An 8,744-nucleotide genomic window follows, 5' to 3' on the forward strand; every position below is an offset into this window, starting at 1 on the left:
GCACCGGAGGTCGCCCCAGACGTCGCCGTCGACGTTTCGGCACCGACGCCGTCGGCGACGGAGCTGGTGCGTGATGCCTACGGCCGGCTCTCGCGTGAAGACGAAGCGTATGTGCGGTTGGCGCGGATCCGCGCCGACCTCGACGGGACGCTGACCGCCGACCAGGTCACCGACGCGCTGATGGAGCTGCGGCGCGCGGGCGATGTGTCGCTGATTCCGGAAGAGAATCAGAAGACCCTCGGGCCCGACGATCACGCTGCAGCGGTGAGCTACGGCAACCAGAGTCGGCACCTGATCGCCGTCGACGGCCGCCGCGTCGACCAACTCCTCCCCACGCAGAGCACTCCCCCGCCCAGCGTCGAGACCGACTCCACCACAGCCCAACCGATGCCGGAGACGACCGAACCGGTATCCGAGACTGTCCCCGCCTCCCCGGCGATCGCAGTCCCTGACACCACCGAAGGGATGGTGGTCGACACACAGACCGTCGCCGAGCGACTGTGGAATGTCGAGCCTGTCGACTTCCGGCCCGGCACCGAGATACTGGTGCCGTCCGGAGCGAAAGCCCGTGTGGCAGCGAACATCGAAGCCCTACGGGTACTGGCGGCTGTGACCGCGCAGGATCGGTACGCCACCGCCGACGAGCAGGCGGTGCTGGCCCGGTGGTCGAGTTGGGGTGCGACTCCGCAGGTGTTCGACCCGCGCCGCGACGATTGGGCGGCCGAACGCGAGCAGATCCGGTCGTTGCTGGACGACACCGCCTGGGCGCAGGCGCAGCGGACCATCCTCAACGCTCACTACACCGACCCGGCGATCGCCGCGGCGATGTGGAAGGCAACGATGCGGGCCGGGTTCACCGGCGGCCGCGTTCTCGAACCGGGTTGCGGGTCGGGCACATTCATCGCTCACGCCCCCAGCTCGGCGCAGATGGTCGGGGTCGAGCTCGACGCCACCACTGCCGCGATCGCCGCCGCGTTGAATCCGTCGGCGCAGATCCGCGCCGAAGGATTCGAGAAGACCACCGCACCGGCGAGCTCGTTCACCGCGGCGATCGGCAACGTCCCGTTCGGGGACTACCGGCTCTACGACCCGGTCCACAACCAGGCCAAGCACTCGATCCACAACCACTTCATCGTCAAATCGTTGGCGATGACCGCACCCGGCGGGTACGTCACCGTCCTAACCTCCCGCTACACCCTCGACGCCCAGAACCAGCGGGCCCGCCGCGACATCGCCGCCCTCGGCGACCTCGTCGGGGCAGTCCGGTTGCCGTCCAACGCATTCCGGCGCGTCGCCGGGACGGAGGTCGTCACCGACATTCTCGTGTTGCGTCGCCGCGCCGACGGGGCCAAGCCTGCGCCGTTGACCGAGCGGTTCTTGCAGCTCGAGAACGCCACCGCCCGGGGCGATGCCGGCGAGGACAAGGGTGTACCGATCAATGCCGTCTACACCGATCACCCGGAATGGGTGCTCGGTGAGCTGCGGGTCGGACACGGGATGTACGGCAACGAGACCCTGTCCGTCGACGCCCCCGACAGCGACGTCGACCTCGCGGCCCTGATCGAGGATCGACTCACCGCGATCGTCGATGCCGCGAAGACCGACGGGCTCGGGCTCACCGCATCGTGGCGCGACACCCTCGGGCCCACCCGGGAGGACTTCGAGCGCGGACTGCTGGCGATCGGGAACGGCCCGGCGCAGGACGAGCTCGCGGTGGGAACGCTGCGGCACGACGCGCAGATGGAGACCATCGAACGCTGGAACTCACGCGACTGGGAGCCGGTGAACACTCGCGGAGCCAAGCAGGTCGCCGAATGGGGCGAGCTGCTCGCGCTCCGCGACACCACCCATGCCCTCATCGACGCGCAACGCGGCCCCACCGACCCCAGTCAGCGGCAAGCCTTGCGGGAGATCCTGAGCGAGCAGTACGACGCCTACGTTGCCCGCTACGGCCCGATCAACCGGTTCAAGATGTCGATACCCAAGGACCTCACCGAAGCCCAGCACGACGCCGCTCTGGCGAAGCTGATCGACACCTGGCGCAAGGACGAAGGCGTTGCCGGCGACCCGTACGCCGGAGAGGTTCCCGAAGATGTCTACGACCGCCTCTCCGACGATGCGTGGATCACCCCCCGCCAGCCCACCAAGCTGCAGAGCCACCTCGGCAAGGCCCTGCGCACCGATCCGACGTTCGCTGCGGTGCTCTCCCTCGAGCATTTCGACGAGGAGACCATGACGGCCCGCAAGGCGGCGATCTTCCACACCGACGTCCTGCATTCGCGTGAGCTGCGCAGCCACGCCGAGACGGTCGACGAGGCGATGGCCATCAGCCTCGACGAGCAAGCGCGTCTGGACGTCGGGCGGATCGCCGAGCTGCTCGGGACCACGGTCGAGCAGGCCGAGACCCAGATGGAGGGACGCGCTTTCCGTACGTTGACCGATCCGACCCGCTGGGTATCGGCCTCGAACTATTTGTCGGGCAATGTCCGCACCAAGCTCGCCGACGCCGAAGAGATCGCCGCGCTCGATCCCCGCTACCAAGCCAACGTCGACGCCCTGACCGCCGTCATTCCTCCGCGTAAGACCGACCCCGACGTCGCCCTCGGTGCTACGTGGGTGCCGACCCCGACCTACGTCCAGTTCGTGCGCGAGACCTTCGAGGTGCCGGGCGATGTTCCGGTGACCATCGAGCGAGCATCGGGACGATGGTCGGTCACGGTCGGGCACTATGCGGACTCGGGGACGCAGAATCTCAAATGGGCACTGGTCCCCAAACGTGGGGCGTGGTCGACGAAGTACAACTTCGAGCACCGCCCGGCCGAGGACCGCGGGATCGGCAACGCCGGAATGCGATCCGGTGACTACGAGTGGCAGGAACTGCTCACCGACCTGCTCAACAGCGACCCGATCGAGATCGCCACCTCCAAGGAGTTCCGCGAGAGCGCCGGGGCACCGGGCATTCACGATGCCGCGACCCGCGCCGCCCAGTCGAAGGCGCGACGCCTGGCACAGGAGTTCGGGCAGTGGGCGTTGCACTCCGACGAGGTCCGCCGCGAGCAGCTCCTCGACATCTACAACGACAAGTTCAATTCGCTTGTCGCACCTGTGCATTCGGGCGCGCACATGGCCTTCCCGGGCCTGGGTGAGAAATACTCGCCGTACCCGTATCAACGCGACGCCGCGGCCCGGATCGTCTCCGAGCCGACGGTTCTGCTCGATCACGTCGTCGGGGCCGGCAAGACCGGCACCATCTTGATGGGCGCGATGGAGCTCAAGCGCCTCGGGTTGGCGGACAAGCCGTGGGTGGTGGTGCCCAACCACATCATCGACCAGGTCGTCCGCGAAGCGGGTCAGTGGTATCCCGGCGCACGGATCCTCTCCGGATCGGCGGCCACCGACGCCGAAGGGCGCCGATTGCTCGTCGCACAGTCGGCCTCGCAGGACTGGGACATGGTCATCGTGCCGCGGTCGGCGTTCTCCTCCATCGGGGTCGACCCCGGCACGAAAGCCGAGTACATCCGCAGCCAGGTCCAGGCCATCGACGCGGATTTGGGCGATGTCGAGGGCCGCCAGACCAAGAAACGGCTCGAAGCGATGAAGGCCAAGCTCGAGGAAAAACTCGAGACAGCTCTCGAACAGGCCGGCAAGGATCGCGGTCTGACGTTCGAGGCGTCGGGCTGCGACTACCTGTTCGTCGACGAAGCCCACGAGTTCAAGAACCTCGCCCGCGCGTCCGGGGTCACCGAGCTCGCCAACGACGGCTCGCACCGGGCCACCGACATGGACCTCAAGCTGAAGTATCTGCGGTCGATGCGCCGCGAGGAAGCGATCACCAAAGGCATCCCGCCGGAGGAGTACGTCGAACGCGTGGCCACGTTCGCCACCGGCACCCCGGTCGCGAACTCTCTCGCCGAGCTGTGGGTGATGCAGCACTACCTGCGTCCGGATCTCCTTGAGGACGCCGGGGTCGCCTCGATCAACGACTGGGGAGCGACGTTCACCGACACCGTCGAACGGGTCGAGCTGAACTCGTCCGGATCGAGACTGCGGGCCATCACCCGAGTCGGTGAATTCACCAACGTCGGCGATCTCATCGGTATGACCAGCGTCTACACCGACGCCGTCACCCGCGATCAGGTGCCGGCGAACCTTCCGGTCAAGGACGGTGGACGCAACACCGACGTCACCTTCACCCCGGCCCTGGAAGTGCAGGACTTCATCGCCGATCTGGGCTACCGGGCCGATAACGCCGACGTCAAACGCCCCGATCTCGACAATGCGCTCAAGGTCGCCAACGACGGCCGCAACGCCACCCTCGACCCGAGGGTCGCGCACATGGACCCGGCACCGCAGGAGCATTCGCGCGCGCACATCGTCGCGCAACGAATCCTGAACGTGCACAACGAATCGAGCGAGAACAACTACCTCGATGCCTCCGGCGAACCGCACCCGACACCGGGTGCGTTGCAGATCGTGTTCTGCGACCGATCCACCCCGAAAGCCGACGGGTCCTGGTCGATCTACGACGGGATCCGCGCCGAGCTGCTCGCCGGCGGGATGGAGCCCGCCCGGATCGCCTACGTCCACGACTACCCGAAGCCGTCGGAGAAGGCCCGCCTGTTCGAGATGTGCCGCACCGGAAAGGTATCGGTGGTGTTCGGGTCCACCGAGAAGATGGGCACCGGCACCAACATCCAGGACCGCGCAATCGCCTTGCATCACGTCGACGTGCCGTGGCGACCGGCCGACCTCGAACAACGCGAGGGCCGAATCATCAGGCAGGGCAACCAGAACGCGCACGTGAAGGTGTTCAACTACGTCGCCGAGAAGACCTTCGACACCGTCATGTGGCAGACCGTGCACCGCAAGGCGCACTTCATCGAACAGCTCAAGAAAGCGGACCGGTCGATGCGGCGGGTGGTCGACCTCGACAGCGATTCGCTCGCCGAGAACTCGGCGATGACCAAGGCCCTGGCCACCGGTGACGATCGATATATCCAGCAGATCGAGCTGGACTCCCAGCTTCAGGAGCTCCAGTCCGAAGCGGATTCGCATTTCGCCGAGCAACGCTCCATCGAACGCGACCGCGATCGGTTGCGCCGTGAAGTACCCCGCGCACGCCAGCGGGTCGCCGGATTGAAAGAAGCAGCACCGGTGCTCAAAGGCCGGCGCGAGGTCGACCAGTGGCCCGGTATGACCATCCGCGGGGTGTTCTACGACAAGCGCAGCGACGCCGCGAATGCGATGGCCATAGCGTTGCAGGGCACCTACCAGGCCCTCAAGGGCGAAGGGTTGACCAAGACGATGGTGGTCGCGGAGATGAGCGGATTCCCGATCGAGGCCTCTCGCCCGGCCCAGGACAGTGCGCTGTATCTGTCGTTCTCCGGTCTCGGGTCGTCGACGAAGGTCATCGAAGCCCACGATCTGTATCCGAGGATCGGGGACGGCGATCGCAGCCAACATTCACTCGGTCTGCTCACGCGGATGGAGAACATGGCGTACACCGTCGACACCGACCTCGCGAAGGCCGAACGCTCACTCGATCGAGACGAACAACGCCTCGATGACCTCGAACTGGTCGAGCTCTCGGACTTCCCGAAAGCGGTACAGCTCAAGGACCTCTCGAACGAAGTGACGCGGCTGCGGCGGGAGATCAAGGAAGCCGAGACCAGCCCAGAAGCGCTCGCGCGCGACGCCGCCCGCGCGGAACGCGCGGCAGCGAAGGGCCGCGACCCGAAGTGGTCGCTGATGCTCAATCCCACCAAAGCCCTCGTCGAAGAACTCGGCATGGAAAGTGCGGACGAAGTGCGGGCCATGATGCACGCCAAATCCGTTGCTGCTCAACATGCGAGCGCGCAGACCGCAGGAGGAAGCGAACATCTGCAACCGGGCGACACATCGACTCGGCCCGGACACTTCCTCCGCGCAGTAGAAGACGGTCCGGGGCCCGCCAAGCCGTGGAAGGGCAATGAGCACGAAGGGCCGGAACCGGGTCACGAACCTGACAACGGGTACGGCCTCGACAGCTAGTCGACGAACCGCAGCGCTCGCATCCACGGTCCGTCAACATTTCCTGACGGATCGTGGACGGCCCGGGCTATTGCCTCACCGATCCCATTCCGACCGGACCGCCCGGGCAGCTCGTTACAGGCCGTGGTCGTTATCGAGCTGGCGTTCGGTGACGACAACGTCGGGCAGCTGCTGCGGACGCGGCGTCTGTTTGCCGCTGCGGGGACGTCCGGGTCCGGGTGCGTCTGCGAGTAGCCGCGCGATGTTCTTCTGCGCGGCAGGGTCGGCGGGCTGAGCATCGGCGGTTCGACGGTTCGGCGTGTCAGTGACTCCGTCGATCGCAGGAGCCTCCACCGTTCGGGCTGTCGCTGAGGAAGCACGGATGCGCTGTTCGGCGGCGTGACGCTCACCGGCCAAGGACACCGCCCGCAGACGGCGGTCACGCTCGGTGATGGCGGTGTCGAATACGGCGGCGGCTGCAAGGTCGGCGGCGCGGCGGTCGGGGTTGCTCGCGCGCTGCACGATCGCGGGCCATTCGCTGGTCTCGGCCCGCACACGTCCGGCTGCATCGCTGGCCGCCCGCTCGGTGTCGCGGACCTGGCGTGCGAGGCGCTCTTCCCGTAGTCGGGCGTCATCGGCGCCAGGTTCGAGGGTCTTGCGGTCGCGCCGTTTGGCGGTCGACAGTCGATCGGTGAGTGCAGCGTGTTCGGTGCGCGCCGCCTCGTGTTCTGCCCCGATCCGGCGCAGTTCGGCGTCGAGTTCTCGGGCGGCGGCGATCGCTGCAGCTTGCTCGGTGAGGCGGGCGTACAGCTTCTCGGTGTCCGCGACGACGGTCGGTGCGGTGCGCGATCGTCCGGCGCGGTCGACGAACGCGATCAACTCCGCGTCCGGGACGAGCCTGATCGGGTCCTGTTCCATCCTCGCGAGCAAGGCGGCGTCTGCCGGCGAGAGCACAGGTTGCGGATCGGCGGCAGGCTCGGCTGCGTCCTCCACTACCAGCTCTATCGGAGCAAGCGTTTCCTGCTCGAGGTGGTCCGCTGTCTCGACTTCTGGTGCGTCGAGGACCTCGACGGTGGTCTGCGCGTGTGTCGAGGTCACCGCGATACGCCTCGCTGCGTGCTCGGCCCGCAGCAACATGCCGTCGAGGCCGTCCACTTCCTGCTGAAGTTCTGCGAGTGCGGCGAGGTCGATGCTTTCGGCTGTTCCGCGGGCTGTGATGACGTCGGCTGTGGTGACTTCTCCTCCGTCGGCGGCGGTGACGCGCTCGTACTCGGCGGCGGCTTCGTGTGCGCGAACGCGTGCGGCGGTCGCGGTGTCGTCGGCGAATCCGGCGCGCCAGATCTCCCAGTCGAGACCACGCTGAGCGAGCAGACGGGCGTCGTCGTCCTCGGCGGCTGCGACGTCGGCGGCGACCGCGGGCCGGATGACGGTGTCGATCCGGTGCCAGAGCGCTTCGGCCTCGAATTCGGTGTCCATCCAGTCCTGGCGGGTGTCGAGCATCGCGATCCGGGTGGGGCGTTGCCGGTCCGCGTGTTCCTGCATCTCGGTCAGTGCCGTGCGCAGGTGCAACACCGTCGGACTGGTGCCGTCGGCAATTGCTGTGCGCAGCGCGCGGTGGTCGGCCTTCGCCGCCGCGAGATCGCGGGTGAGCAGTCGGACTCGTTCGTCGGCGGTGACCGTCGGGTACGGCAGTGCCAACACGCGTGCGTGTTCGAGCATCGCCGCGTACGGATCGACGTCGGTATCGACGTCCGGATCGTCGGCGGTGACATCGTCGCTGTGACCGTCGTACTCGGGCGGCGGGGCGTCGTCGTACTCCAGCGGCGCGTCGAGTGCGTCGAGGGAGGCGAGGTACTCGGCATCACTGCCCAGCGGGATCGACGGCGCGTCCGCATCGACCGCTGCTGAAACTGTCTGCGTATTGGCCGGTGCCGGGAGGTAGTCGGGGTCGGCGAACTCGGCCGGCAGAACGTCGCCGGTCGTGACGCCGATCGTCTCGTCGAGCGGTGCGAGGGCTTCTTCGTCCTCGATCGAGAGTGGTTCGACGGGCAGTGGGGTGTAGGTGCGGGCAAGGTGGTTCTCGCGCACCAGCATCTCGGCCCGCCACGTCAGCGCGGTGGCGAGTTCGTGGGCGGGCAGGGTGACACCGTGATCGACCGGGTCGACGCCCCCGTGCAGGAACTCGTACGCAGTCCCCAGCAACTCCCCCGGCGTCCACAAGGTGGGGTCGGCGGCGTCGACGGTCGCCACGAGTGAGGGCCACGCCGGGTCGGACATCACGCGGGTGGCGGCGCGCTCGCCGAGCAGTTCGGTCAGCATCGGTGCCCACGACGGCGCGAGCGCTGCGGTGTCCGCGGCGTCTGTGTCGAGGGCAGCGGCGGACAGTTCACCGGATAATCGCCACCACAGCGCGGCAGCGGGCAGCTCGTCGGGCAGCGGCGACGTGGCGAGGGAGTCGCGGACGAGGGTGTGGACGTCGATTCCCGCGCGGGCAGCGGCGGAGAGTCGGTCGGCGAGGATCGGGAAGTACGGATCGCGGGCGATGTGGGTGTCGAGTTCGTCGACGAACGGACGCCACCGCTTCACGGCGTCGTTGGTGGTGCCGATGACCGACTCCGCGCGGGTGTCGAGGCGACGCTGCACGATCGCCGACGCGGCCGCGTACTGCTCGGGCCCGGTGGGTCGACGGTCGGCGGGGTCGACATCGTGGGCGGCGCGGAACACCGCGAGATCTA

1 protein-coding gene and 1 pseudogene are annotated in these 8,744 nt (G+C 67.5%); one reads left to right on the top strand and one right to left on the bottom strand.

All coding sequences use genetic code 11. The features are described 5' to 3' along the window. The first annotated feature begins 66 nt into the window (after positions 1–66). Positions 67–6,030, top strand: a complete 5,964-nt coding sequence (locus tag A2J02_RS28200) for a helicase-related protein (protein ID WP_231911430.1) — start codon at positions 67–69, stop codon at positions 6,028–6,030. Between the two features lie 114 nt (positions 6,031–6,144). Here A2J02_RS28200 and A2J02_RS28205 read toward each other — a convergent pair. Then, positions 6,145–8,744 (bottom strand): annotated as a pseudogene (locus A2J02_RS28205) (hypothetical protein); the annotation flags it as partial.

The organism is Rhodococcus sp. EPR-147 (genome assembly GCF_001647185.1).
GTDB lineage: Bacteria > Actinomycetota > Actinomycetes > Mycobacteriales > Mycobacteriaceae > Rhodococcoides.